Origin of the sequence: Pontibacter locisalis (genome assembly GCF_042684605.1) — a bacterium.
GTDB lineage: Bacteria > Bacteroidota > Bacteroidia > Cytophagales > Hymenobacteraceae > Pontibacter > Pontibacter locisalis.
The window spans coordinates 293,341-319,461 of the sequence record NZ_JBHULU010000015.1; the positions used below are offsets into that span (position 1 = coordinate 293,341).

At 44.5% G+C, this 26,121-nt stretch carries 21 protein-coding genes; 6 read left to right on the forward strand and 15 right to left on the reverse strand.

All coding sequences use genetic code 11. The annotated features are described in order from the left end of the window. Window positions 1-6: 6 nt before the first annotated feature. A complete protein-coding gene (locus ACFSRY_RS11580) occupies window positions 7-1,626 on the reverse strand; it encodes an OstA-like protein (protein ID WP_377507251.1) in 1,620 nt (539 codons plus the stop codon). A 126-nt stretch (window positions 1,627-1,752) separates the two neighbouring features. Here ACFSRY_RS11580 and tilS point away from each other — a divergent pair, with 126 nt between their 5' ends. Together tilS and mdh are read left to right on the forward strand one after the other, a co-directional pair. Beyond that, complete coding sequence (tilS, locus tag ACFSRY_RS11585; RefSeq protein WP_377507254.1) at window positions 1,753-3,093, forward strand: tRNA lysidine(34) synthetase TilS; 1,341 nt, start codon at window positions 1,753-1,755, stop codon at window positions 3,091-3,093. A 159-nt stretch (window positions 3,094-3,252) separates the two neighbouring features. Beyond that, window positions 3,253-4,191: a malate dehydrogenase gene (mdh, locus tag ACFSRY_RS11590; protein WP_377507257.1), complete on the forward strand. Its 939-nt coding sequence runs from the start codon at window positions 3,253-3,255 to the stop codon at window positions 4,189-4,191. A 91-nt stretch (window positions 4,192-4,282) separates the two neighbouring features. Here mdh and ACFSRY_RS11595 read toward each other — a convergent pair whose 3' ends face one another. The 3 genes from ACFSRY_RS11595 to mutL all read right to left on the reverse strand — a co-directional run bounded on the left by ACFSRY_RS11595 (window position 4,283) and on the right by mutL (window position 7,941). Next, entirely contained in the window at window positions 4,283-5,191 is a 909-nt protein-coding gene (locus ACFSRY_RS11595; RefSeq protein ID WP_377507260.1) for a rhomboid family intramembrane serine protease, read from the reverse strand. 7 nt (window positions 5,192-5,198) lie between these two features. Continuing rightward, a complete protein-coding gene (locus tag ACFSRY_RS11600; protein ID WP_377507263.1) occupies window positions 5,199-5,978 on the reverse strand; it encodes a rhomboid family intramembrane serine protease in 780 nt (259 codons plus the stop codon). Window positions 5,979-6,093: 115 nt separating this feature from the next. Then, window positions 6,094-7,941 (reverse strand): DNA mismatch repair endonuclease MutL, encoded by a 1,848-nt coding sequence (gene mutL / locus ACFSRY_RS11605; protein ID WP_377507266.1) that lies wholly within the window; start codon window positions 7,939-7,941, stop codon window positions 6,094-6,096. Between the two features lie 459 nt (window positions 7,942-8,400). On the opposite strand from mutL, the gene ACFSRY_RS11610 reads away from it, so the two are divergent. From ACFSRY_RS11610 to serA, 3 genes are all read left to right on the forward strand, one after another. Continuing rightward, window positions 8,401-11,325, forward strand: coding sequence for a glycoside hydrolase family 3 N-terminal domain-containing protein (locus tag ACFSRY_RS11610; protein WP_377507269.1), 2,925 nt, complete (start codon window positions 8,401-8,403; stop codon window positions 11,323-11,325). A gap of 72 nt (window positions 11,326-11,397) precedes the next feature. Continuing rightward, the gene (gene bshA / locus ACFSRY_RS11615) at window positions 11,398-12,534 is read left to right on the forward strand and encodes an N-acetyl-alpha-D-glucosaminyl L-malate synthase BshA (RefSeq protein WP_377507272.1); all 1,137 of its coding nucleotides are present in this window, start codon (window positions 11,398-11,400) and stop codon (window positions 12,532-12,534) included. 128 nt (window positions 12,535-12,662) lie between these two features. Then, window positions 12,663-14,555: a phosphoglycerate dehydrogenase gene (gene serA / locus ACFSRY_RS11620; protein WP_377507275.1), complete on the forward strand. Its 1,893-nt coding sequence runs from the start codon at window positions 12,663-12,665 to the stop codon at window positions 14,553-14,555. 3 nt (window positions 14,556-14,558) lie between these two features. Here serA and ACFSRY_RS11625 read toward each other — a convergent pair whose 3' ends face one another. Next, window positions 14,559-15,092 (reverse strand): DUF7935 family protein, encoded by a 534-nt coding sequence (locus ACFSRY_RS11625; RefSeq protein ID WP_377507278.1) that lies wholly within the window; start codon window positions 15,090-15,092, stop codon window positions 14,559-14,561. Between the two features lie 160 nt (window positions 15,093-15,252). Between ACFSRY_RS11625 and ACFSRY_RS11630 the strand changes: the two genes are divergently transcribed. Continuing rightward, window positions 15,253-15,600, forward strand: coding sequence for a HesB/IscA family protein (locus ACFSRY_RS11630; protein ID WP_377507281.1), 348 nt, complete (start codon window positions 15,253-15,255; stop codon window positions 15,598-15,600). 70 nt (window positions 15,601-15,670) lie between these two features. Here the strand turns inward: ACFSRY_RS11630 and ACFSRY_RS11635 are convergent, their stop codons facing one another. The 10 genes from ACFSRY_RS11635 to ACFSRY_RS11680 form a co-directional block, all read right to left on the reverse strand. Further along, on the reverse strand, window positions 15,671-16,522 hold the full coding sequence (locus ACFSRY_RS11635) for a ChaN family lipoprotein (RefSeq protein WP_377507284.1): 852 nt from the start codon (window positions 16,520-16,522) through the stop codon (window positions 15,671-15,673). 35 nt (window positions 16,523-16,557) lie between these two features. Then, a complete protein-coding gene (locus tag ACFSRY_RS11640) occupies window positions 16,558-16,923 on the reverse strand; it encodes a DUF2513 domain-containing protein (protein ID WP_377507287.1) in 366 nt (121 codons plus the stop codon). Window positions 16,924-16,998: 75 nt separating this feature from the next. Then, a complete protein-coding gene (locus ACFSRY_RS11645) occupies window positions 16,999-18,345 on the reverse strand; it encodes an ABC transporter permease (RefSeq protein ID WP_377507290.1) in 1,347 nt (448 codons plus the stop codon). After that, a complete protein-coding gene (locus ACFSRY_RS11650) occupies window positions 18,338-19,249 on the reverse strand; it encodes an ABC transporter ATP-binding protein (RefSeq protein ID WP_377507293.1) in 912 nt (303 codons plus the stop codon). The genes ACFSRY_RS11645 and ACFSRY_RS11650 overlap by 8 nt, the downstream gene beginning before the upstream one ends. Window positions 19,250-19,452: 203 nt before the next feature. Then, a complete protein-coding gene (gene dnaJ, locus ACFSRY_RS11655) occupies window positions 19,453-20,598 on the reverse strand; it encodes a molecular chaperone DnaJ (RefSeq protein ID WP_377507296.1) in 1,146 nt (381 codons plus the stop codon). 3 nt (window positions 20,599-20,601) lie between these two features. Then, a complete protein-coding gene (locus tag ACFSRY_RS11660) occupies window positions 20,602-21,180 on the reverse strand; it encodes a nucleotide exchange factor GrpE (protein WP_377507299.1) in 579 nt (192 codons plus the stop codon). Window positions 21,181-21,349: 169 nt separating this feature from the next. Beyond that, on the reverse strand, window positions 21,350-22,345 hold the full coding sequence (obgE, locus tag ACFSRY_RS11665) for a GTPase ObgE (protein ID WP_377507302.1): 996 nt from the start codon (window positions 22,343-22,345) through the stop codon (window positions 21,350-21,352). A gap of 21 nt (window positions 22,346-22,366) precedes the next feature. Beyond that, window positions 22,367-22,963 carry an adenylate kinase gene (locus tag ACFSRY_RS11670; RefSeq protein ID WP_377507305.1) on the reverse strand — a complete coding sequence of 199 codons (597 nt, stop codon included), beginning with the start codon at window positions 22,961-22,963 and terminating at the stop codon, window positions 22,367-22,369. Window positions 22,964-23,090: 127 nt separating this feature from the next. Then, window positions 23,091-23,711: a hypoxanthine phosphoribosyltransferase gene (gene hpt, locus ACFSRY_RS11675; RefSeq protein ID WP_377507308.1), complete on the reverse strand. Its 621-nt coding sequence runs from the start codon at window positions 23,709-23,711 to the stop codon at window positions 23,091-23,093. 16 nt (window positions 23,712-23,727) lie between these two features. Beyond that, on the reverse strand, window positions 23,728-25,992 hold the full coding sequence (locus ACFSRY_RS11680; protein WP_377507311.1) for a sodium-translocating pyrophosphatase: 2,265 nt from the start codon (window positions 25,990-25,992) through the stop codon (window positions 23,728-23,730). Between the last annotated feature and the right edge of the window lie 129 nt (window positions 25,993-26,121).

Consider the following 26,121-nt stretch of genomic DNA (forward strand, 5'->3'; position numbering starts at 1 on the left):
TTTATATCATTTTTTTCCACGAGCCGTTTTTTTTCTGCCTGCAGGCTTTTTAACCGGTGCCTTTTTGGGCTGCACCTTCGGCTTAGAAGGTGTTCTGGGTGCAAAAACATCTTTTTTTGTTGGCCTGAGCTCCGCCAGCCAATTGAATCCCTCCAGCCGTCTATCTCCTTCTTTCAATTCGTGGGGGGGGATAAAACTTGCATCGGGCTGCACCAAGAACGAGATTGTCTGCAGTTTATTTTCCTCAAATCTCAGGATCATATTACTGCTGATGGATTTGTTCATTCCGGTCAGTGTGCTATCTCCTTCCAGGGCAAAGTATAAGCTCTCTCCGTTACCCTGCACATCCACTTTTCGGATATCGCCTTCCTTGAAGTACGCTACCATGTCCCTGCCTTTTACCTGGTTATAGTTTTTAAGCGTGTCTTCAGAGGAAATAAAGGCATTACTGAACATGTACATTTTATCAATCGTCTTGTTACGCAGGTGGATTCGGATTGTATCGGAGACTAACTGGCTGTTATCATTCCACAACACCGGCTTCACATTCATATACATTACAGAGTCTGTGCGGTTATAGCTTACAGAATCCGCCTTCCCCTGCAAGTCTTTTTTGAAGATTTTCACGTTCGGATAAGCAAACAACATACTTGCCTTTCTGGCTCCTTTGGCCTCTCTGGAGTAAAGTGTATCAGCTGACATGTACAGCGTATCCTTATCCAGAATAGTCTCCATCACCGGACTTCCATATACCTTTGCCTCTCCCCTGTCTCTCCAGTAACGACCAATCTGCCCTCTGATTGTAACATCATCCTTTAAGGAGCGAAGCGTTACATTCTTCTCTGCATAGCCATACCCTTTTGCCTGGTCGTAAAACAGCTTGTCGCCTCCCAGACGATACTCCTTCGTAAGGATGTAAGCATTCCGGCCGAAATTAGACACTTTTGTTATAGTGTTATATGTCCCCTCCTCGGCATACAGGTCCCCTTGCTCCCCTTTGATGAAAGTAGGCCCCTGAAAGTACACAATCTTACTTTCAGTATTATACTTCATGTTTTGGGCCGTGATGTTATATTCTTTCGAGAACACTTTTACATCCTGCTGAAATGTGAACATCTTGGTCTTGGTGTCATAGGTACCCAAGCGGCTTTCCAGGCGATTCTCAGGATCTACAATTGTCCCCCCTTCGGTGTAAGAAGCTGTTTTAGTGCCGAAGTCATATACCAGGCTAGGTGTTGTAAGCGTCATGCGTGGATCCTGCATCACTACATCTCCGGTTATCCTGGCCGTCCTTTTTGTACCATCGTAGGTGGCTCTGTTACCTGTCATAGTTACGGAGTCAGCCTGGTTTATGCGTACATTACCAAAGGCCTCCAGGTACTGATCGCGGTCGCGGTACTGGTACACCGAATCGGCATACAGAAAAGTATCCTTTTGTTTAAAGATCACATTACCTATTAGTTTGGTAATGCGCTGCCCATTAAAGGTACCGCCCTCCAGTACGTCTGCGCCCTGCAGTTCCACCTGACCAGCCTGTGGTTTTGGCTGTTGTGGCGTCTGCTGGCTGAAAACTGTCAGCGAGAACAGCGTAAAGACAATAGAAAACAGTATTTTCGTGCTCTTCATTAGATTCTGGAAAAAGGACAAAAGGAGTACCCCAAACGGAAACCAAAATTTTAGTCCCTTGTGAAGCAATCTTTTGTCTGGAATTATAACTGTCAAAATTAGAAAAAAATTACCAGCCGCTGCCTTATGCTACAGAAAGTTTCAGGTTTCATTCAATCCCATGACCTCTGCCAGCCGGAGAGTAAAATTCTCGCAGCCGTTAGTGGCGGCATCGACTCAGTGGTATTATGCGAAGTTCTGCATCAGCTTAAGTATGATTTTGCTATTGTCCACTGTAACTTTGGCTTACGTGCCGAAGATGCCGAAGCTGATCAGCTCTTTGTCAAAAAGCTAGCCAAAAAGTACGATGTGCCTTTTTACACAGAAAATTTCAATACACGCAACTTTGCTGAACAGGAGCACATTTCCATACAAATGGCCGCCCGTAACCTCCGGTACCAGTGGTTTGAAAAGGTGCGCCAGCAAGAAGGCTACGACTTTATAGCTACAGCCCACCACAGCAATGACACCACAGAGACTGTTCTTTTGCACCTTACCAGAGGCACTGGCATTGCCGGACTGCACGGTATACCTGCTAAAAATGGCTCCATAATCCGCCCAATGCTTTCAGTTACCAAAGATGATATATTTGAATATGTAACCGAGCGTAAGCTGATCTGGCGTGAAGATGTTTCCAACGAGACCACAAAGTATCAGCGTAACAAAATCCGGCATGAGGTAATTCCGACACTTAAGGAAATTAACCCTAACCTTGAAGAGACAGTGCGGCAAACGGCAGAGCGCGTAAGTCATGCCGAGGCTATTGTAGCTGCTTATATTGAGAATTTGCGGGAGCAAAGCCTAAAGGAGGCTGAAAATGCTGTTTACCTCTCGTTGGTGCCATTGCATAATGCTACGGGTTTGCCGGTAGTTTTACACGAGATGCTCCGCCCATTCAATTTCACCTATGCCGTGGTGCTGGAACTCGTAGGAGCACTGGAGGGAATTTCAGGCAAGCAGTTTAACTCCCCTACCCACACCCTTGTAAAAGACCGCGACCAATTGGTGATTACCCCCCGTGATCTGAGCAGCTTCGGAAGTGTAACAGTAAAAGAAGGCGATACTGAAGCCAAGGCAGACAATTTTCATTTCAACATTAAATACATTAAGGCCGACAAGTATAAACTGAACACAAAACATCATGTAGCCGCTCTGGATGCGGATCAGTTGAAATTCCCTCTAAAGATTCGTGCCTGGCAGGAAGGTGACTGGTTTGTACCGCTGGGTATGAACGGCAAAAAAAAGATCAGCGATTTTCTGATTGACAAGAAAATTCCTGCCAACCTTAAAAGCCAAACTCTGGTATTAGTATCGGACCAATCTATTGCATGGGTGATTGGACAACGTCTTGACAACCGGTTTAAAGTAACAGACAAAACGCAAAAGGTGATGGAAATTACAATGCAGGCAAAAACATCCACCTCCTGATGAAGGATTTTAAGCAGAGGAGGAACCGATCAGAACAGCTTATTTTCTGATAAACTATACCCATTCTGCTTAAAACAAACTTTACGGGCTTTTAATAATAGATTTTCCTAATTTTACAGGAGTTAACCGAATCTCAAACAAAATAAAGTATATCCGATAATGAAAGTAACTGTAGTTGGAGCAGGTAACGTGGGTGCAACATGCGCCGATGTGCTGGCTTACCGCGAAATCGCGAACGAAGTAGTACTAGTGGATATTAAAGAAGGTTTTGCTGAGGGCAAAGCGCTTGATATCTGGCAAAAAGCGCCAATCAACCTGTATGACACGCGCACAGTTGGCGTTACAAACGATTACACTAAAACAGCTGGTTCTGATGTAGTAGTGATCACTTCTGGTTTACCACGTAAGCCAGGTATGACCCGTGACGACCTTATCTCTACCAACGCAGGGATTGTTCAGTCGGTAACAGAGAACATTGTAAAGCACTCTCCAGACGCTATCATCATCGTGGTTTCTAATCCACTTGATGTAATGACTTACGCTGCACACATTACTTCTAAGCTTCCTCGCACAAAAGTAATGGGTATGGCTGGTATCCTGGACACAGCGCGTTACAGAGCTTTCCTGGCTGAGGCGCTTAACGTATCTCCGAAAGACATCCAGGCTGTATTAATGGGTGGCCACGGTGATACAATGGTTCCACTTCCTCGTTATACAACAGTAGGCGGCATTCCGGTAACTGAGCTGATCGAAGAAGATAAACTGAACGCTATTGTAGATCGCACCAAGAATGGTGGTGGTGAGCTTGTAAAACTAATGGGCACATCTGCCTGGTATGCTCCAGGTTCAGCGGCAGCTCAGATGGTAGAAGCTATCGTTCGCGACCAGCGCCGTGTGTTCCCTGTTTGCGTAAAGCTTGAAGGTGAATACGGTATCGATGGCGTATACTTAGGTGTACCGGTTATCCTTGGTAAGAACGGTATCGAGAAGATTATCGAACTTCAGCTGAACGAAGACGAGAAGCAACTGCTTGAGACATCTCGTGGGCACGTGAAAGAAGTAATGGACGCTTTAGATAACATGGCTGCTAAAGCCTAATCAGTAAGTTGATACTTATTGAATAAAACAAAAGCGGTGCTTCAGAAATGAAGCACCGCTTTTGTTTTATTCAAGCCTAACTTTTTCTATTCTACTCCTTCTGGCTTGCCTGAAAAAGCTTCTGCTTTTCTTCCTTTGATAAACTCTCATAACCTGAGCTCGATATCTTGTCCAGGATACGGTCAATTTCACTTTGACTAGGCTTATTGCTGCCTGAGAAACTAGCTCTGGGATTTGCGCTAGTAGTGGAGGTAGTTGGACGACGGTGCGTTACCTTTAGCTTTGGCCTGCGCTTAAACAAACCTGTAAAGAAATCCAGAACAGCATGCACCGGCCTCCCCATGTCGTTGCCACGCTGTAGTTGCTTGATAAAGAGCCAGCCGATAAGGGCACCACCTAAGTGCGCAATATTACCACCTGCGTTATCACCAATAGCTCCAGAAATAGAAAGTAGCACCAGAAAGGCTGCGATATATTTTATACGGATAGGCCCAATGAGAATCAGGTTAAAAGCATAGTTGGGGAGGAGTGTAGCTGCAGCCACAACAATAGCTAAGACACTGGCAGAGGCACCAATCATAAAGGAAAAAGCAGCACGATCAGCAAAGAAAGGTATAAAGTTGTAGCTGAGCATGTAAAGAGCGCCACCTGCAATGCCACCCAGAATGTACAGGCTAAGGAGCTTTTTCTCTCCCAGGTATTCCCTCACCAACTGGCCAAACCAATAAAGATTGAGCATGTTAAAAATAATATGCAGGAAGCCCTCATGCGTGAAGAAGTAGGTGATCAGCGTCCAGGGCCGTGTAATAAATATAAGAGGATCAGAATTAAGGGCTATATAGCGCATTAGCACGTTATAGGCGCTAGAACCTCCGGTTAAATAAAGTATGGTTCGGGTAATAATAAGCACCACAAACACGATCACATTGATCAGGATGAGCTGCTTAAGGGTGTTGTTCGGCTGCCGGAAGGCGTGCTTTATATCGTCAATGATACTCATTATACTTTTAGAAATTATCCTGATAATCGCTGCGTTGCCACATCTTTACAAGTATATACGCGAACAGCATACCGCCAAGGTGTGCAAAATGTGCTACGTTATCGCCGGGCATCCGGTTGAATCCTGAATAAAGTTCGAAGGCTCCATAAAGCAACACAAAGTATTTCGCCTTGATTGGAAAAGGAAAAAACAGCAGCATCAGCTCCATGTTAGGGAACAACAAACCAAAGGCCATCAAAATCGCAAAAACGGCACCAGAGGCTCCCACAAGGGGAACATTGAACAGCGTTTCATAAACTTTGGCTACTTCAGCTTTACTTGTTTCTATGTACTGCGGGTTATCATCATTTTTTTGATATGACCTAGCAAATTGCCTCAGATACCCTTCACCAACATGTTCACTCATGTAGTTGTTGAAAGCAATCGGGCTAGGACTTTCCATGTAAATAGCTGTTTCCTCTTGCAGTTCGTTCAACTCATAGGCGCGCACTCCAGAGTACAGCAGGCTGGCCCCAAGGCCGCAAATCAGGTAAAACACCAGAAAGCGGTTAGCTCCCCAAAAGCGTTCCAGCAGCGGCCCAAAGATGAACAAACTGAACATGTTGCTGAACAAATGGCCCCAACCACCATGCAGGAACATGTGCGTAAAGAGCTGGACTGGCTGAAAATACTCAGACCCAAAATGATACAAGGCAAACTGCCCGGTAGGGAACAGCCTGTCCTGAAGTATAAATACGACCACATTGATGATCAGGAGATTCCTGACCATGGGGGTTATATTGAACATGCTTTATCTCTGTTTTTAAGTACAGGTCCAGCGCTACGGTTACTCAAGGCTGGTACTCTTATCTATTGCTGTTGGTTAAAATACTTGAAAAATCCTGATAACCCTATTCAGGGAATCAACTACTTTTTAAGAAAAGCTCGTGCAGTTGGCTAAGCTCCATAATCACTAAAGTCTTCTGTCCGCCGGGAGTATAGTTTGGAACCTGGCAGGCAAAGAGTTTATCTACGAGAGAATTCATTTCCAGGTCCGACATCCGCGAAAGTGATCTAGAGGAAAGCCGCTTTGCCATGGCACGGGCAAGGTTCTCTCTTTTATCAAGCTTTAAAGTAGCCGAATTGTTTTTGTACTGCTCCACCAACTCTTCCAGAAGCTCCTTTTCATTGGCAGCGTGCACATCGGCAGGTATACCGTTCAGAATAATGGTGTTGCCCCCGAAGTCTTCGAACTGGAAACCCATGTCTTTGAACTCAGCTGAAAGCTCTTTCACAAGCACAGCATCTGCCGGAGAAAAGTCGACTGTTTGTGGGAAGAGCAACACCTGAGAGGCCCCTGTTTTCTTTTGAAGCGAGTTTATATACTTCTCATATAGAATCCGCTCCTGCGCCGCCTGCTGATCAATGATCATCATACCAGACTTCACCTGCACTAAAAGGTATTTTTGGTGTATCTGTATTGCTTTGTTTGATGAGGCCGTCGCTATTGAATCAGAAGTAAACGCTTCATCTAATAAGCCCATTCCGGAAGAAGCTGAGGTAAATTGCTCTTCCTGTTGAGGCATAGGTTCATACAACTGCTCCCACCCTTTTGAAGTAGCCCTTCTTGTAGACGCTGGGGGGGTAAAACCGGGGAAAGCTGTACTACCACCGCTCAATGGTTTCCTTTCTGTATCAAATTCGTTAAAACCACCCTGCACCCGAATGGGCTGCAACGGCGCGAAATTAACATCTCCTTCAAAATCTAATGATGGAGCGATGTTATAAGTACCCAAAGCCTTTTTAACAGCCGCATGCACAATAGCATACACTGTTTTTTCATCCTCAAACTTTATCTCTGTTTTTGTAGGATGCACATTAATATCTATCTTCTCTGGATCTATTTCGATAAACAGCACATAAAAAGGATGATTATCCTTTGGCAGGAGCCCCTCGAAAGCCGTCATTACAGCGTGATTGAGATAACCACTCTTTACAAAGCGATTGTTTACAAAGAAGAACTGCTCCCCACGCGTTTTCTTTGCGTGCTCAGGTTTGCCAACATATCCTTTTACTACTAAAAAGCCAGTGTCTTCTTCACAGTAAGCCATCTGCTCCTTATAATTACTATTGAAGATACTTACTATTCGCTGGCTAAGCTTTGCAGACGGTAAGTTAAATACTTCTGTATCGTTGTGGTGGAGCGTGAACGCAACTTCCGGATAGGCCAAAGCCACACGCTGAAACTCATCCAGAATGTGACGCATTTCCACAGCATTCGTTTTTAGGAAGTTTCGACGGGCAGGGACGTTGTAAAACAGGTTTTTAACAGCGATTGATGTTCCTTCTGGTACTGCAGCTGGCTCCTGTAGCACAACTACTGAACCCTCAACCAATAGCCTTGAGCCAGCTTCTGCTCCTTTGGGCCTTGTTTTAAGCTCTACCTGGGCTACAGCACCAATGGAGGCCATTGCCTCACCTCTGAAGCCCATTGTCCGGATTCTGAAAAGATCATCGGTAGTGCTTATCTTAGAAGTTGCATGGCGTTCAAAACACATGCGGGCATCCGTCTCCGACATACCAATGCCGTTATCAACTACCTGCACCATCTGTTTCCCCGCCTCTTTTATTATTAGTTGAATACTATTTGCCTGAGCATCAACGGCATTCTCCAAAAGTTCTTTTACAACCGAAGCAGGACGTTGCACTACTTCACCGGCAGCAATCTGGTTGGCCAGAAAATCAGGCAGTAAATGTATTATATCGGGCATCCGCTTTGTAGAACCTTAAATATTTTTATATGTAAATTTATTTTAAAATCAGCCGGTTATATATTCCCGGCCAAATTTTTGCATTCACTAAATTGTGAAAATAGAACTTATTCAGAAGTAAATTTATTATTAATTTACAGACCGATACATTAAAGAGGCTGGTGAAATAACTAATTATCTCTTTTGCCGGTTTTCTTTAAAAAGCAATAGCAGCATGTATCTAAGAGGAGGATAGTGGCGTTAACATATATACAGAGCTGCTATTAATGGGTGCCACACTAGCTCAAGGCTGGCATATAGGCTTACTTACCTTCTCTACGATCAGCTGACGGCTTAAGGCATCACCTCAGAATTTGGTCTGTTTTACGAGCCGCCTATTGCAAAATTAGGCTTAATTTTTACTTGTTCCAATTATATATACACTAGTACAGGATGTTGAAGAGTTTTAGCTTGGGGTTGTTGATTCTTATCTTTCTCGGGATGGGGCCGTTGATGTCATTAAAGTCATCGGAGCAGCTTGTTGTGAATGTGAAAGAACAAACCTGGGTTGACAGTGTGATGACCACTCTTACTCCTGAACAGCGTATTGGCCAGCTTTTTATGGTAGCCGCTTACTCCGGCAAAACAGAAAAGCACTTCCGCGAAATTGACACCCTTGTGAGCCGCTATGGTATTGGTGGGGTAATGTTTATGCAAGGCGGGCCTGTTCGCCAGGCAAAACTCACCAACCGTTTTCAGAGACAGGCAAAGGTTCCGATGCTGATTGCCATGGATGCCGAATGGGGACTTGGCATGCGCCTGGACAGCAGCATGCATTTTGCCCGCCAGATGACCCTTGGTGCCATGCATGAAGAGAAGTATACTTACCTGATGGGTAGGGAAATAGCACTTAAAATGAAGCGCCTTGGCGTAAATGTGAGCTTCTCTCCTGTATTGGATGTTAATGTTAATGCAGCTAACCCAGTGATTGGCAGTCGCTCCTTTGGTGAATCTAAAGAGGAGGTTGCTCGCCGGGGTGTGGCTTACATCAGAGGTTTACAGGATCATGGCATTATGGCCGTCGCCAAGCACTTCCCTGGTCATGGCGACACAAACGTTGATTCACACCACTCTTTACCTGTAATACCTCATAACATGAAGCGCCTGACAGAGGTAGAGCTTTATCCTTTCCACAAATCATTTGAGGCTGGTGTAATGGGCGTAATGGTGGCCCACCTGTACCTGCCAAGCATAGACAGCACTAAGAACTTAGCCACTACCCTCTCAAAACCCCTTGTTACCGGGCTTTTAAAAGAAAAAATGAAGTACAAAGGCCTTGTGTTTACGGATGCCCTGAACATGAAGGGCGTGAGTAAGTACTATAAGCCGGGTGAAGTGGATCTTAAAGCGTTGATGGCTGGTAACGATGTTCTCCTTTTCCCTGAAGATGTACCTACAGCCATAAGCAAAATAAAAGCCGCTGTTACAGCCGGCAAAATAACACAGGATGAGGTAGACCTTCATGTTCGGAAAATACTGCACGCGAAGTACTGGGCCGGGTTAAACAACCCAAAGCCTGTTGAACTGGCAAACCTGCAGGAAGAGATAGACAGGCCACTAAGCAACGTTGTGCAGGAACAATTGTATGACCATGCTGTAACAGTGGTGCAGAATAAGGACAAGCTACTTCCTTTCCGCAACTTGGATACCTTAAACATAGCCTCTGTAGCAGTAGGTGTGACTGAATTTAACAAGTTTCAGGAAACGCTCGGCTATTATTCCCCTGTTAAAAAATTCGCCATTTCAGATAGGTTTGCAGCCGATACTGCTTTCCAAAGAATAATACCTAAGATAAAGGATAGTGATGTAGTGGTAGTAAGTATACACAACATGAACCTGACGCCGGCAAAAGACTTTGGCATTGGAGTAGGCACCAGGGCCTTTATCAAGTATCTGCAGGAGCACACCAAGAAAAAGGTGGTGGTAGTTGTAATGGGCAACGCCTATAGCCTTAAGTTCTTCGAGAATAGTAACACACTGGTTTGCGGCTTCGAGGATCATCCTGTTGCACAGTCTCTGGTACCGCAGGTGCTTTTTGGCGCGAGAGCCGCAAAGGGTAAGCTACCAGTTACTGCCTCTGCTAAGTTAAAAGCTGGCGCTGGAGTTACAACAGAAACCCTGGGCAGGCTTAAGTATGGCGTACCTGAAAGTGTTGGCATGAGTTCAACAGTACTTGAGCAGATTGATAATGTTGCCCGCGAAGCGATTGCTTATGCGGCAACACCAGGAGCTCAGGTAATGGTGGTGAAAGATGGTACTGTAGTCTTCAACAAATCTTACGGCCACTACACCTATGACAAAAAGCAGCCTGTAACGAGCAGCACCGTTTACGATATTGCCTCCATTACCAAGGTGGCAGCTACCCTTCAGGCTATCATGTTCCTGAAAGATCAGGGTAAGCTAAACCTTGATGCAAAAGTATCCGCTTACTTACCTGAGCTCAAAGGCTCTAACAAAGAGAACATTATAGTGCGTGATGTACTCACTCACCAGGCAGGCTTATTAGCCGGAATACCAGCATGGCAGAATACGCTGAAGTCTGTAGAAACAAAGAAATTATTTTATGCCAGCAGCCAAACTGATAAGTACCCGAATGAAGTTGTACCTGGGTTTTACTCTATCAAAAGCATAGAAGACTCCTTATGGACCTGGACAGTAAAATCCAGGTTACTGCCACCGAGAAAAGACGGTAGGGGGTATGACTATAAGTACAGCGACCTAGATTTCTATGTACTGAAGCGTGTGGCGGAGAGGCTACTGAATCAGCCGCTGGATGAGTTTATGGACCAGAACTTCTATGCGCCCCTTGGGCTAAGCACAATGACCTATAAGCCCCTGCTAAAGCACTCACAGAAAGCAATAGCTCCAACTGAGGATGACAAGTACTTCCGCCACAACCTGCTTTGGGGTAGCGTACACGATCAGGGAGCCGCAATGCTGGGTGGTGTGGCAGGTCATGCTGGTTTGTTTTCTAATGCGAACGATTTAGCCGTTCTGTTACAGATGAACTTACAGAATGGCAAGTATGGCGGGCATGACTTTTTTACTACTGATGTAGTGACGGAATTTTCCAGAAAGCAATTTAAAGGCAACCGCCGTGGGCTTGGCTGGGATAAGCCTGAAACGGATGGTGGTGGCCCTACTTCAAGCATGGCACCTGCCAGTACTTTTGGCCACACTGGTTTTACCGGAACAGGAGCGTGGGTAGATCCTGAAAACAACCTGATTTATATCTTCCTGTCTAACAGGGTTTATCCTGATGGCGGCAATAATAAGCTGGTAAAGTATAACATCCGTACACGAATACATGATGTGATTTATAAAGCGATAATTCCTAAAACATAAAAGATATTGTGTAGTTTAGCAGGTGCAGCCAATCATTTGGCTGCACTTGTTATTTACGCAGCATTCAGAACTATGAGAATCGGTATAGTTTGTTATCCTACCTTCGGTGGTAGCGGTGTGGTAGCAACTGAGCTAGGTAAAGCCCTCGCAATCAAAGGGCATAAGGTTCACTTCATAACCTATAGCCAACCTGCACGCCTCGACCTGTTCAGTGAAAACCTATTTTATCACGAGGTTTATATTCCTACTTATCCGCTCTTTCAGTATCCGCCTTATGAATTGGCACTCGCCAGCAAAATGGTAGATATTGCTAGATTTGAGAAACTGGATGTTTTACATGTACACTATGCTATTCCGCATGCTTCAGCGGCTTATATGGCAAAACAAATCCTCCGTACTAAAGGCATCAATATACCAGTTATAACTACGCTACATGGCACAGACATCACACTAGTTGGAAAAGATGCTTCTTTTGAGCCTGTAGTAACCTTCAGCATCAATCAGTCTGATGGTGTTACCGCCGTGTCTGACAGTTTGCGTGCTGAAACCTATGAGTACTTTCAGATCGAAAAGGATATTGAGGTTATTCCCAACTTTATCAATCTTGAAAAGTTCACCCGGCAGAAAAAAGATCACTTCCGGATGGCCATCAGTCCGAACAATGAAAAACTGCTGGTACATACTTCTAACTTCAGATCTGTGAAGCGCGTGGAGGATGTGATACGGATATTTGCGCAGGTGCGCCAGAAGATGCCGAGCAAGCTGCTCTTAGTAGGTGACGGACCAGATCGCCCTAAAATGGAAAAGTTCTGCAGAGAGTTACAGATCTGCAACGATGTTCGCTTCCTGGGTAAGCTAGATGCTGTAGAGGAAGTGCTTTCTATTGCAGATTTGTTTTTGATGCCTTCCGAAAAAGAAAGTTTTGGGTTGGCAGCATTGGAGGCAATGTCCTGTGAGGTGCCGGTCATCTCTACGAATGCAGGCGGTATTCCTGAACTTAATATAGATGGTGTTACAGGCTTTACCAGCCCTGTTGGTGCCGTGGACGAGATGGTGCAGAATGCTTTGTTTGTGCTTGATGATGAAAATCTTCCCCGCTTTAAAGCCAATGCGTTGGCACGAGCCAAAGATTTTGATATTGAAAAGATTGTACCTAAGTATGAAAGCTTCTATAAAAAGATAATAGATGAGCAGTTAGCGCTATTGTAACTTAACCTTTGCATAGCACTTAGATCAATTAAATCCGGCTACTTACCCTGTAGCCGGATTTTTTTATGTTGTATATTTAGATACTTAGGTCACTTTTAGAGTATACCCTGAACTTAGATGCTGTTGCTATGAATAAAGATAAATATTTCATACTTGATTTCGATAGTACCTTTACGCAGGTGGAGGCGCTGGATGAACTTGGGGAGATTTCTCTGAGCCAGGATGAGAATAAAGAGCAGGTTTTGCAGGAGATAAAGGACCTGACAAACAGCGCCATGGATGGTAGTAGTTCCTTTGCAGAAGGCCTTACAAAGCGTCTGAAACTGCTCCATGCGAACAAAAACCATTTACAGCAGCTTGTCAAGATTCTTGAAGAGAAGGTTTCTCACTCTATTAAACGGAACAAAGGTTTCTTCAACGAGTTTGCCGATCAAATTCTCATTGTCTCAAGCGGGTTTAAAGAATTTATAGTACCTATCGTGACAGCTTATGGCATTAAGGAGGAGAATGTATTTGCCAATACATTCCGGTTTGATGAGCAGGGCAATATCATTGGATATGATGAGGAGAATGTATTATGTCAGGATAAGGGTAAGATAAAGCTTCTGGATAAGCTAGGACTGCAGGGCGATGTGTATGTGCTTGGGGATGGCTACACAGATTATGAAATAAAAGAAGCAGGTATGGCTAACAGGTTTTATGCCTTTACCGAAAATGTAACCCGCGATAAAGTAGTTGAGAAAGCAGAATACATAGCTCCCAGCCTTGATGAGTTTCTGTATCATAACAAGTTACCAATGGCTATCTCCTATCCTAAAAACCGCATTAAGGTACTGCTACTGGAAAACATACACGCTAAAGCTACGGAGCTCTTCCGGAAAGAAGGTTACCAGATCGAAATATTACCAGGTGCCTTAAGCGAGGAGGAGCTTTGCGAGCGCATAAAAGATGTTTCTGTACTTGGCATCCGATCTAAAACACAGGTAACAGCAAAAGTGCTGGAATGCGCGAATCGCCTGATGAGTATAGGCGCCTTCTGTATTGGCATTAATCAAGTAGACCTAGACGCAAGTCTGAAAGCAGGTATCACTGTCTTTAATGCGCCCTTCAGCAACACCCGTAGTGTGGTGGAGCTAGCCCTTGGCGAGATAATAATGCTCTCCAGAAAAATATTTGACAAGAGTACCAAAATGCATCAGGGCAGTTGGGATAAATCTGCAAGTGGCAGTGTAGAGGTCCGGGATAAGAAATTAGGAATTGTAGGGTATGGCAACATCGGTGCACAGCTTTCTGTACTTGCCGAGGCCATGGGCATGCAAGTGTACTATTATGATGTAGTGGAGAAACTACAGTTAGGCAACGCCCGAAAATGCGATACCTTACAGCAACTGCTAGAGGTAGCTGATGTGGTTACACTACATGTGGACGGCAGGGCCAGTAATAAGGATATGTTTGGCAAAGCTGAGTTTGACACCATGAAAGACGGAGCTTTGTTCCTGAACTTGAGCCGTGGACACGTTGTAGAAATTCCAGCGTTGGTAGAGTCTCTTAAGTCTGGCAAAATCGGAGGTGCGGCAGTAGATGTTTTCCCTTATGAGCCAGCTAATAATGAGGAACCATTTGTAAGTGAGCTACGAGGCTTACCCAATGTCATTCTCACCCCTCACATTGGAGGTAGCACCACAGAAGCACAAGAAAACATTGCGCACTTTGTTCCAAACCGTATAATGGAATACATGAATACAGGGAATACCTATCAAAGCGTAAACTTCCCGAACATTCAACTTCCGGCGCAGAAAGAAGCACATCGCCTAATTCATATTCACCAGAATGTACCAGGTGTTCTTGCAAACATTAACAATGCGCTTGCTAAGAACCAGGTAAACATACTGGGGCAATATCTAAAAACGAATGAGCAGGTGGGTTATGTTATTACTGATATTGACAAGGCATATGACAAACAGGTGATAAGCGACCTGAAGCAGGTGCCGCATACCATCAAGTTCAGAATCCTTTACTAGGCTTTAGAATACCTGTGCTATCTCCTGCTTTACAAAGCTTATAGCACGGGCTGTTGGGTCAGTTTCTGAGTTGATAATATTTTCCAGAATTTGTTTTGCCAACTCGGTAGCCTTCGCATTTTCAGGGAGTCTTTGGTAGGTTCTGTTGATAAGGTTTACGACCTCTTCACGTGCATGCCTTACCTGTTGCCAGGCTTGCTCTGTCATGTACACCTGCTGCGACATATTATGGCTAAACTCACTTCTGATTTCAGCGAGTAGTACTCTGTGAAATTCCGCAGCTGTCTGGCCCGAAGCGCTTACGCGTACTAGTAAGTTACTTGGTGTTATTCGCTCAAGCAGCAGCACTACACGCTCGTAAGCCTGTAGTCTAATGGGTAACACTACATCCGAATTCTTTTTTCTTAGCTCTAATAAGCGCATCTTGTAGTCACGCTCATAATGCTGCTTTATAAGATAGTACATCGCTCCTGCCACGATTAGCGCAGGCAGGGTTATTTTAAAAAGTTCTATGACAAAAAGGGCTGTTCCTTCCATTTCTATGCTATGATGAAAGCCTAAATATCGTAAAAAATTAATCTATTACACATGAATCATTTTAACGTTTAACCTGTTTAAATGGTAAGACGAATAGCTACAAGCATCTTTACTGATAATTGTGTAAGTTTGTGGCTACAAATAATGAACAGGATTTACTATGGCAACAGAAACTAAAACTGCACCTATCACTCTAACTGAAAGAGCTTTAGCTGAGGTTAAAAATATAATGCAAGAAAAGAATGTACCTACTGAATATGGTCTGCGCGTTGGCGTGCAAGGCGGCGGATGTTCTGGTATGTCTTATTTGCTTGGCTTTGACAAGCCAAAAGATTCTGATGAGATCTTCCACCTGGAAGGCGTTGACCTGATTATGGACAAGAAGCATGCAATGTATGTTTTAGGCATGCAGGTTGATTTCCAGGACGGTCTAAATGCTCGTGGATTTACTTTTAACAACCCACAAGCCAGCAGTACTTGCGGCTGCGGCAGCTCATTCTCAGCTTAAACCGAAACCTTCTTTCTCTTTAGATAAGCAAAGCCCGGCTCATGAGCCGGGCTTTGCTGTTTTAGGGAAATTAGTATGTTCTTGTCATACTTGCAGGTACAACGAGTATGAAGTCTGCTTTATTTTTGTGCTCCTCTGAAAGCTTTTCTAAATCCTCCTGTAATACAGTAGTGATAGTCTGCGCCTTGATCTTCGGATTCCCTTGCTTTAGGTACCAACCTATACCCTCAAAGTTATCAGAATGGTACGCTCCGTTCAGGTGCAGCACATGTTTTCCAGTCTTCACCGGCTGAAGAATGAAGTGCGCCATGGTAGCATCTTTCAGCGCCTGTGCCTGTACAATATTCTGGCTCTTAGTATTTCCATGTGTACTGTTCCCAAACATGGCTAACATGTTCTGATAACCCGGCAGGTTCATGTCCACTTGTATAGGAAGGGGTGCTATGTATTTCTTTGCCTCTTCGGAAACTCCTTCAAGTGCTTTCAAACTACCTCCTGATACCATAGCAGCATATCGCCGAGGCACGTTAGTGGCTATAAAAGGAATGTTATTCTCTTTCGCAAAGCGCACTACTGGCTTGTAGTCAGTTTTATAATTATGCCATGGCCTGGACTCCTGTTCAAAATTACTCTCCGGCGCCTGGTTTGCTAAATATTCATTAAGAACCAACTGTACATCTGACTCAAACATTTCTGCTCCTAACACAAAATCATTCTTGTGCTCCTGGTACAGGTCTTTTGCCAACTCCAATTGTAGCCAATGGGCAATAGGGTCATTATGTTGTTCACCAAACAGCACCACCTCTGCCTTCTGTAGCTCCTTCAGCATTTTACTGTAGCTAATGCTTTTACCTTCTTTTGTAAAGAGACGATAGGCGGGTTTATCTTTTTCCTGGGCCATGGCTACTACAAATAATAGCATGAACAAACATATGAGGTTGAATCTTCTGTTTCTCATTAAATTTCTAGTCCAAATTGTTGCTTCAAAGTAACAATAAGCATTGACTTTAAAACATCGAAAGTAATTGAAGGTAACTTTTCACCAATCCTAACTTTAGTTTTATTCCAAATAGTATTATCTCTTGCAGCATCTAGAAATTCATGCCCTTGCCATGTCAAACAGATAGGGTTCCATTCATCCGGAGAGTCTCTTGTAGAATTATTATTAGCCTCAAGATATCCTGCTTGAGCTAAAAGCTTTACATGGTAAGAAATTTCTTTTTTAGAAGCCCCTTCAATTTCCAAACTTAAGTTTTCACTTAAAGTATCTTGCATCTCAACCTCTAACAGAATTTTTCGAATTAGATCAATGTCTCTTCTCATAAAATGGCTTTTATACCCTAAGATACAAAAAAGCCGGCTCTTTGCAGGACCGGCTTTTTACTTAAAAATTGTTGGTTATACTCTATAGAACAACCACTTTGATAATTCTTTGTAGTTGATTTTTTTTCCGTACATCAGGATACCAATTCTATAAATTCGGCTGGCGATCCAGGTTGTAAAGATAAAGCCCAGCACCAGCAATGCCATTGAAAGCAGCAGTTCCCATGCAGGCACGCCAAATGGAACACGGACCATCATTACAATAGGTGAGGTAAGAGGTATGATCGACATCCAAAAAGCAACCGGGCCATCTGGGTTCTTCAGAACCAGTGTGTAAGACATAATAAAGGATATGATCAGCGGAATCGTGATCGGGAACATGAACTGTTGAGTGTCTGTCTCATTGTCCACGGCAGCTCCAATGGCTCCAAACAGTGACCCATATAATAGGTACCCCCCTAAGAAATAAAACAGGAAACAGCCAATGATCAAAGGAATATTCAGATTAGAAAGAGCATTTAAACTTTTACCAACAACTTCTGCTGCACCATTCTCCTGCGCTACAGCCTCCTCATCTTCTACCTCTTCACCGGTAGCAGCAGCGCGCCCTGAGGCAAGTTGCTCCATTGGTGTAGGCGCTGCTTTAACACCAAAGGCTGCCTGTACTCCTGTTACCACAACCATCGAAAGTACTACCCAGAGCAGAAATTGAGTTAAACCAACAGCAGCTATACCAATAACTTTGCCCATCATCAACTGGAAAGGTTTCACCGAAGAAATCACGACCTCAATAATTCGACTGGTTTTCTCCTCTATTACGCCACGCATGATCTGCACACCATACATAAAGATGAAAAAGTAGATGATAACGGCACCTACTACACCTGCAGCTGAAGTAACAATAGCATTGTTATCTTTCTCCCCTTCATCACTTAAATTGATGGCGGTCAGGGAGATATTTGCCTTCATCCTCTCCAAAGTAGCCCGATCCATGCCGGAGGCAACAAAGCGTTGGTTCTCAATCTCCTTTTCCAAAGCATTCTCCAACCGTACCTGTGTCTGAAGGCTGGTGTTCTTCCTGGAGTATATTTTTATCCCCTTCGGATCAGCTATACTGAAATCATTTGGAATGTAAAGCAGAGCGGTATTATCTGTTTCCCTGTACACTGTTTTTGCCTGTTCCAGCGAACCAGCCAGAGGGAGAAATTTCAGGTCCTTTTTGTCTTCCAGCTTATCTTCAAATAAGCCGGTTTCGTCCAGCACCATCACGGTTTCACCACTATCGGAGATCGTGACCAACCAGGCAGGTATCACCATAAAGGCAGCTAACAGCAAGGGAGTTAGCAGGGTCATGATGATAAAGCTTTTCTTTCTTACACGGGTAAGGTATTCACGCTGTACAATTAACCATATCTTATGCATGGTGAGTCTCCTTTACTTTACGGATGAAAATCTCATTTATACTTGGCACCAACTCCACAAACGAATGCACTTCCACTCTTTGGATCAGGTACCGCAACAAGTCATTGGGAGTGGTATCATTCAGAAGCCTTACATCGGCCCTAAATATCCCATGATTATCATGTTGCTCCAGAACTTCAAAATCGGGAGACGTTATCAGGAGCTGACCATACCCTATGATTTGATAGGTATTTGTTTTATAGGTGTCTTTTATTTCCTGTACCGGGCCATCAAGCACTTTTCGGGAGCGGTTGATCAAGGCAATAAAATCACATAGCTCCTCCACTGACTCCATCCGATGGGTTGAGAAGATTATAGTTGCACCCCGGTCCCGTAACCTTAAAATCTCATCCTTTATCAGGTTGGCATTGATAGGATCAAATCCAGAGAAAGGTTCATCAAGAATAATAAGAGCCGGCTCGTGCATTACTGTGGCAATAAACTGCACCTTCTGCTGCATTCCCTTAGAGAGGTCTTCTATATTTTTACCTAGCCACTCCCGTATCTCAAACCTGTCTACCCACTCCTTTATTCTGGCTTTGGCTTCGTATTTACTTAGCCCTTTAAGTTGCGCCAGGTATAAAAGCTGCTCTCCAACCTTCATTTTCTTGTAAAGGCCACGCTCCTCAGGCAAGTAGCCAATTTCTTTGATATGCGCTGGCTTAAGTCGCTCTCCTTTGAAGTATATTTCCCCGCTGTCAGCCCCTGTTATCTGCGTTATTATACGAATCAGAGAAGTTTTACCAGCACCGTTTGGACCTAACAGGCCAAATATACAGCCTGCCGGGATCTCGAAGCTCACGTTGTCGAGTGCGGTGTGACTACTATAGCGCTTTGTAACGCCATCAATTTTAAGAATGCTCAACGTTTCTAGCTTTTGATTTAATCAAAAATAGTCTTATTCCTGAGATATGACAAGTATATATTAGGTACAGCATATACTTTATCGACTAAGCAAAGCATACGGCAGACCAATAAGCAAGTATAGCTGATAAAAAACAGAGCGTAAACCAAAAGAGCTGCTTTTCACGTGAAAAACAGCTCTTTTGGTTTACGCTCGTGCTTCTGTTATTGAAAATAATCCTTTACTTTCTCAAAAAAGCCTTTCTCATTTTTACCCGGATGCGGCGCAAAATTTCTTGATTCACGCAAGCCTTCCAGCAGTGCACGCTCATCAGCGCTTAATGTTTTAGGCGTCCACACATTTACATGTATCAACTGGTCTCCTTTGCCATAACCGTTTATATCCTGAATACCCTTACCGCGCAATCTGAATATCTCACCACTCTGCGTCCCAGGCTTGATATTAATCTTTACTTTACCTGTAATCGTAGGCACTTCTATTTCAGCACCAAGGGCAGCATCTACAAAGCTGATATACTGATCGAAGATCACGTTATTGCCATCGCGCTTCAAAGTTGGGTGCGGCTCCTCCTCTATCTGAATCAACAGGTCACCAGGTACACCACCCCGTTCAGGCACATTACCTTTGCCACTCATAGACAGCTGCATACCATCCATTACGCCAGCAGGCACATTTATAGTAATAACTTCTTCCTGCAGCTCTCTTCCGCTTCCGTGGCAAGTTTCACAGTTACTCGTAACGATACGGCCTTCGCCGTTACAGGTAGGGCAAGTAGCTGTTGATACCATCTGGCCCAGCATAGTGTTTACCACTTTACGAACCTGACCAGACCCCTGACACGTACCACATGTTTGCATTTCAGTACCATTCTTGGCACCGTTACCGCCACATGTACTACATGCTACATATCTTTTAACTTTAATCTTCTTCTCTACGCCATTCGCTACCTCTTCCAGGTTTAGCTTTAACTTAATACGCAGGTTTGATCCTTTGCGGGCACGACGTCCGCCACCGCCAGAGCGGCCACCTCCGAAGAAACTCTCAAACGGGCTCCCGCCGCCAAAAATATCACCGAACTGGGAGAAAATATCTTCCATGTTCATGCCACCGCCGCCAAAGCCGCCGTTCACACCCTGGTGACCGAACTGGTCGTAACGCTGGCGTTTCTGCTGGTCGCTTAGTACTTCGTAAGCCTCTGCAGCTTCTTTGAATTTATCTTCAGCCGTAGGGTCATCAGGATTTTTATCAGGATGATATTTAATGGCTATTTTACGGTAAGCCTTCTTTATCTCCTCCTGACTCGCACTTTTGCTTACTCCTAAAATCTCATAATAATCTCTCTTAGCCATTACTTACGCTCCTATTATAACTTTTGCAAACCGGATTACCTTCTCATTTAAGGTGTATCCCTTCTCAATCACATCTACAATTTTACCTTTAAGTTCTTTTGATGGAGCAGGTATTTGTGTAACAGCCTCATGCATATCGGCATCAAAGTCATCGCCGGCATGAATATCCATGGGTTTCAACCCTTTCTGTTGCGTTACATGCTTTAGCTTATGAAACACTAGCTCCAGACCTTGCAACATAGCGTCCACATCCCTGGTTGCTTCCATTGACTGGCGGGCACGCTCCATATCGTCCAGAACAGGTAGCAGATCACCCATTAAATCCTGGGTAGCTGTTTTAGAAAGATCTATCCGCTCTTTAGCAGTTCTGCGTCTGAAGTTCTCAAACTCAGCCATCAGGCGAACGTATTTATCCTTCATTTCTGCTAACTCTGCGGCAGCGCTAATTTCCGGCGCGCCATCAGTAGTTTCTGTTTCCTCTTCCTGATCCAGGTCCTGCTCCTGCCCGTCTGCCTCAGTATTGGCAGTGTTCTCCTGCAGTTCTTCGTTATCCTGTTCTTTCTTAATATCTTTATCTGACATAATGCCTTAAAAAAGTTAGGTTGATAAGTCTACTTTGTCTTGTCAATTAACTTGCCAAACCGGCTTTCGTGCCAAGTTGACATTTGTTTTATTAAACAATCCCTCAAAAAAAATCGGTAGAAAGCTTTTCAACCTCTACCGATTCGCAATTTATTTCAATGGGTTGTACTTAACTGTTTAGCGCTTCCCAAATCATATCTTTCAGTTTAGTAATATTTTTCCCGGTAATACTTGAGATGAATACGGTGGGTAAACCCTCCGGCAGTGTCTTTCGCATCTCCTCTTCCAGCTCCTCATCCAACATGTCAGACTTGGTTACGGCTAATAGGCGCTTCTTATCCAACAACTCCGGGTTATAAGTCTTTAGCTCGTTTAAAAGCACATTATACTCTTCCGAAATATCAGCAGCGCTCTCACAGGAAACCATGAACAGGAGTATGGAGTTCCGCTCGATGTGGCGCAGGAAACGTAAACCTAAACCTTTTCCTTCCGAAGCTCCCTCTATGATTCCCGGAATATCAGCCATTACAAAAGACTTATAGTCACGGTAAGCTACAACTCCCAGGTTAGGCTCTAATGTAGTAAAGGCGTAGTTAGCAATTTTTGGCTTGGCAGCTGAAACAACAGAAAGCAATGTTGACTTGCCTGCATTAGGGAAACCAACCAGACCAACATCAGCTAATAGTTTTAGTTCGAGAATAACCCACTCATCTACACCAGGTTCACCTGGCTGTGCATAGCGGGGTGTTTGGTTTGTAGGCGATTTAAAATGAGCATTCCCCAAACCTCCTCGTCCTCCAGGAGTTAAAATGATCTCCTGTCCGTCTTCAGTGATCTCGCACATGAATTCACCGGTTTCAGCGTTTCTGGCGATTGTACCCAAAGGCACTTCCAGAATTTCATCTTTACCTTGCGCTCCGGAAGAATGATTTGGCCCACCGTTATGACCATTTTCCGCAATAATATGCTTGCGATACTGCAAGTGCAGCAGGGTCCATAGTTGAGAATTGCCTTTTAAAATAACATGCCCACCACGGCCACCGTCGCCCCCGTCGGGACCACCTTTAGCCGTTAGTTTATCACGATGCAGGTGAGCGGAACCTCCGCCACCATGCCCAGATCGTGAGCATATTTTAACGTAGTCTATAAAGTTGCTTTGAGCCAAATCAGGTTAGCGTAAGTATGCTTATTTTTTTGCGTTTTGTTTCTCTTTCAGCGTATCTATCTGCTGACAAAGCGCATTAAAAATGTCTTCTATTTCTCCAATTCCTTCTACAGCACAGAATTTACCCTGACCAGCATAATAATCAGCTACCGGGCGGGTCTTTGTATTGTATTCCATCACACGTCTGCGGATCAGCTCCTCGTTCTGATCATCAGGACGCCCGGATGTTTCGCCACGAAGCAGAAGGCGTTTTGTCAGCTCCTCATCATCCACACGCAGTGCGATCATGCAGGAAATCTCTGTTCCATTCTCATGAAGCAGCTTGTCCAGCCCCTGTGCCTGTGGTACAGTACGCGGAAACCCATCAAATATAAAGCCGGCAGCATGTCTGTGCTCCTTCACTTTATTTTCTATCATTCCGATTACTACCTCATCTGGCACCAGGATACCGTTATCCATCAGCTTTTTAGCTTCAAGACCTAGTTTTGTCCCAGTTGCAATCTCAGAGCGCAACAGATCACCTGTAGAAAGGTGAATAAGGTTGTATTTATCTATAAGTTTTTGACTCTGGGTACCCTTTCCGGCACCTGGAGGACCAAACAAAACGATGTTGAGCATATCTTCTAGCTAAATAAAAGGCAAATGTAACTATAATTATGATGTACTTTCTACTTTTTTGGTTGGCAGTCACTCCAGGAGTTCATCCCTCTCAAAGGCCTGCTAACGGAGCTACCACCATCTTGGGTTACGACACAATCTTATATATGTCTCTTAAGTTGCGCCCCAAGCCATTATAATCTAATCCGTAGCCTACCACAAAGTCATTTGGTATTGAACGGGCCACATACTTCACATCCAAAGGGTGCTGCAGACAATCAGGCTTCAGCAGCAGCGTAGCCACCTCAACTGATGCCGGGCTTTTAGATTTTAGCTGCTCCAGGAGCCCATGCACGGTATGACCAGTATCAACGATATCCTCCAGCACAACTACATGTCTGCTATGAATATCCTCCGTAAGCCCCAGCACCTCTCTTACATTACCGGTGCTCTTCATATCCTGGTAAGATGAAAGCCTGATGAAAGACACTTCACAGGGGATATTTACACGCTTCAGAAGATCAGATGCAAACATGAAGGATCCATTCAAAACCGCCAGGAACAATGGCTTTTTATGCGCATAGTCCCTATCAATCTGCTCTGCCAACATGTTAATGCGTGCAATTATCTCTTCCTCAAAAATGTAGGAGCTAAACTCACAGTCGTGCAGTTGAATAGTACGTGGATGCATGGGGAAAATGATTGATATCCAGACAAAGGTAAGTATAAAATAAAAAATAAGCCCAACACGATGGCTGGGCTTATGCATTTTTAAGAGGTTTTTTCTAATTCTGCAGGGTTACGTGTCGTAACACCACTGTATTCTGCTTGTCTATTTCTGTATTTGCAGTCTCAGGCGTTAGGTGCCGTTCATGCATGTTCTTTTGCCCTATTTCGAGCGGCGGCTCCGGAATGGCTGGTTCACGCTCTAAAGCAATGTGTGGTGCAATTACCAGCGACACAATCGACATCAGCTTAATCAGGATGTTCATTGAAGGACCTGATGTATCTTTAAACGGATCACCTACTGTATCTCCGGTTACAGAAGCTTTATGTGGCTCAGAACCTTTATACTCTATCTTGCCATTTATCTCCACACCCTTTTCGAAGGATTTTTTAGCATTGTCCCAGGCACCGCCAGCGTTAGACTGGAACATTGCCATCAATACGCCAGACACAGTCACACCTGCCAACACTCCACCAAGCATTTCAGCAGATGAGGTATCTGCGAATACACCTTTAAAGCCAAACCCAATGATTAGTGGCACTATAAGAGCTATGGCTCCCGGAAGCATCATTTCACGAATGGCTGCTTTTGTAGAGATAGCCACACACTTCTCATACTCTGGCTGACCCGTTCCTTCCATAATACCTGGAATCTCGCGGAACTGACGACGCACCTCATGTACCATGGCCATAGCCGCTCTACCTACCGCAGCAATTGCAAGGGCAGAGAATACAAATGGAATCATAGCACCAATAAATAAGCCTGCCAGAACAGGAGCCTTATAAAGATCTATGCTCGGAATGCCAGCTATGCCAACAAATGCCGCAAAAAGTGCAAGGGAAGTAAGAGCAGCAGAGGCAATTGCAAATCCTTTACCTGTTGCAGCAGTTGTGTTACCTACCGCATCTAATATATCCGTACGCTCACGCACTTCCTTCGGCAGTTCACTCATCTCGGCAATACCACCCGCGTTATCAGCGATCGGGCCGAAGGCGTCAATGGCTAACTGCATGGCAGTTGTTGCCATCATACCAGCTGCAGCTATTGCCACACCATATAAACCAGCAGCAGTATAAGACAGAACAATACCTGCCGCAAGTACGATGATCGGCATTACGGTAGAATGCATACCCACAGCCAAACCAGCAATAATATTTGTTGCATGACCTGTAGAAGACTGCTGTACAATAGAATTTACCGGCTTTTTACCCATTGCCGTGTAATACTCGGTTATGATACTCATCAAGGCACCAACAACTAAACCCACTATCACAGCGCCGAACACGCCATCATTAGTGAATTCGAAGTTACGGAGCACCAGGTTCTCTGGAAGAAGCCACTGAATAACAAAATATCCAGCAACAGCAGTAAGGACAACAGATATCCAGTTACCGCGGTTAAGCGCTGCTTGTACATCTCCTCCCTCGCTTACCCGCACGAAAAGCATGCCGATCAGAGAAAAGACGATACCCAGACCAGCAATAAGCATGGGAAGGATGATAGGAGAAAGCCCACCGAAGTTATCTTCTGCAAATACCTCACGTCCTAATACCATCGTAGCCAGAATTGTGGCCACATAAGAACCAAATAAGTCGGCACCCATACCAGCCACGTCACCTACGTTATCACCTACGTTGTCGGCAATAGTAGCAGGGTTACGAGGATCGTCTTCAGGAATACCAGCTTCTACCTTACCCACTAAGTCAGCACCAACGTCGGCTGCTTTCGTATAAATACCTCCACCCACACGGGCAAAAAGGGCAATACTTTCAGCGCCCAGCGAGAAACCTGTTAGTACTTCGAGGGCGATTTCCATTTCTACGCTATTGGCGGAAGCACCCGTTGCCTGCACGAAAATGTAATAGAAAAGAATAAAGAGGGAGCCAAGGCCAAGAACTGCCAGGCCCGCCACCCCCATACCCATCACAGATCCACCTGCAAATGACACATTCAATGCCTTCGAAAGACTTGTGCGCGCGGCCTCTGCTGTACGAACGTTTGCCTTGGTAGCAATACGCATACCCATAAAGCCCGCCAAAGAAGATAAAACGGCACCTACAATAAAGGCACCTACAATCAGCGGATGAGATTTCTCGCCCGTTATACCTAAATAGGCGAGGAAAATGGAGGCGATAACCACAAAGTAAGCCAGCACTTTATACTCCGCTTTCAAAAAAGCCATGGCACCATCGGCGATATGGCGTGCAATGCTGCTCATGCGCTCGTTGCCTGCTGGCTGCTTCGTTACCCAAGCTGACCTTATCCAGGTGTAGATTAAGGCCGCCAGTCCAAATGCAGGAATTGCGTAAAGAATAGGTTCCATTCAGTTTGATTAAGGTTAGATAATATTCGAATATAGCTATTAAAGAAAGAAGTTTCCTTAGACTTTTCCAAATGTTAGGCAGCCTTTCAGTTATTATCATTTAGCCGGTATTTCTCTATTTATTAATAA